Genomic DNA, 1,384 nt, shown 5'->3' with positions numbered 1-1,384 from the left:
GAGCCACTTGCAGATTCCCAAAAAAGTAGCTAATTTAATTTTTAAGTAGTTAAAAAAGTTGAAATCAAATTTCAGATAAGTTATAATTTTTTGCAACAAAAATTTAACAGAAAAGTGATTCAACTTATGAAAAATATTGTACCAAAGTTCTCTTCAAATTTATCTAAAATGTGGAATAAGGTTCTCAACCTTGAAAATTGTTTATTTCCTGAACTTCAAGAACAATTAGGAACACTAAGCACAAAAGAGGAAAAGCTAATCAAAATATTAGACTTTGCACAAATTGAAAAAAATATAACAGTTGTAAAAATTACAAATACTCCTAACGATAGAATAGAAATTGCAAGAGCAATGATAGCCAAGTCAGTTTATAATATTCAGACAACCAGAGATTTAATTGATAGGATTCATAGTGATAGAGTGTTAAGGGTACTTTGTGGGTGGAGATATAAAACAGATATTCCAAGTGAACCTAAATTTAGTAGAGTATTTAAAGAGTTAAGTAAGTTGGAAATAGCCCAGAAGACTCATGAAAAGTTTGTTAAGGAATATTTGTCCGATACGGTATTTCTGTACAATGCAAGTGACGCAACTAAAATACCACTAAGAGAGAAACCGGTCAAAGTAGAAAAAAAGTCTAAGCCTAAAGTAAAAAGAGGACGACCCAAAAAAGGTGAAAAAAGAGAACCTATAAAACCCAAAATACTGGAACAACAAAAAAACATGAAAACAACCGATGAAATGTTATCTCTTGTATCTACTGATTGTGCAGTTGGTATAAAACAGAATTCAAAAGGTAATAGAGAAGTTTGGATAGGTGGTAAACTTCATATCAGTGCAGTTGATGGAGATATACCTGTAACAGCATTTTATTCAGGAGCTAATGTTCATGATAGTTCCGTGGCACTTCCTCTCATAAATGAAACCAGTAAAAGGGTTATGTATCTTCATGACTTGCAAGATGCTGGTTATGATAGTGATATTATCAGAGAATTTTCTAAAAAATTAAATCATAAACCCATCATAGATATAAATCCAAAAAACTCAAAAGAATTAAAACAAAAAATACAACTGCTAAAAGATGAGAAAGAAAAGTTTGAATGGTTAAATTTACAACAGTCATCAGATATACACCATTATAATCAAAGAAGTATGGTAGAAAGGGTTAACAAATATCTCAAAGATGACTTTGGATGTAATACAATATATTATCAGGGATCACAAAAAGTAGCTTCTGTATTAGCATTTGGAATTTTATCTGTTTGTATTCATCAAAGCTTGAAGCTTATTACTTAACTTTTAGAAAAACCCTGAAAATATTGAACTTTTAGAAACTAAACCATAAAGTATGGAGTAAAAATATGATTTTTAGTTAATTTCAACC

At 29.8% G+C, this 1,384-nt stretch carries 1 protein-coding gene; it reads left to right on the top strand.

Translation table 11 applies throughout. The features are described 5' to 3' along the window. Positions 1–126 precede the first annotated feature (126 nt). Positions 127–1,296 carry a transposase gene (locus GBG18_RS14950; protein WP_152192364.1) on the top strand — a complete coding sequence of 390 codons (1,170 nt, stop codon included), beginning with the start codon at positions 127–129 and terminating at the stop codon, positions 1,294–1,296. Positions 1,297–1,384: the final 88 nt, after the last annotated feature.

Origin of the sequence: Poseidonibacter ostreae, assembly GCF_009208075.1 — a bacterium.
Taxonomy (GTDB): Bacteria; Campylobacterota; Campylobacteria; order Campylobacterales; family Arcobacteraceae; genus Poseidonibacter; species Poseidonibacter ostreae.
Note: the sequence above shows the minus strand (reverse complement) of the source record. Positions and strands in the feature narration are given on the sequence as shown.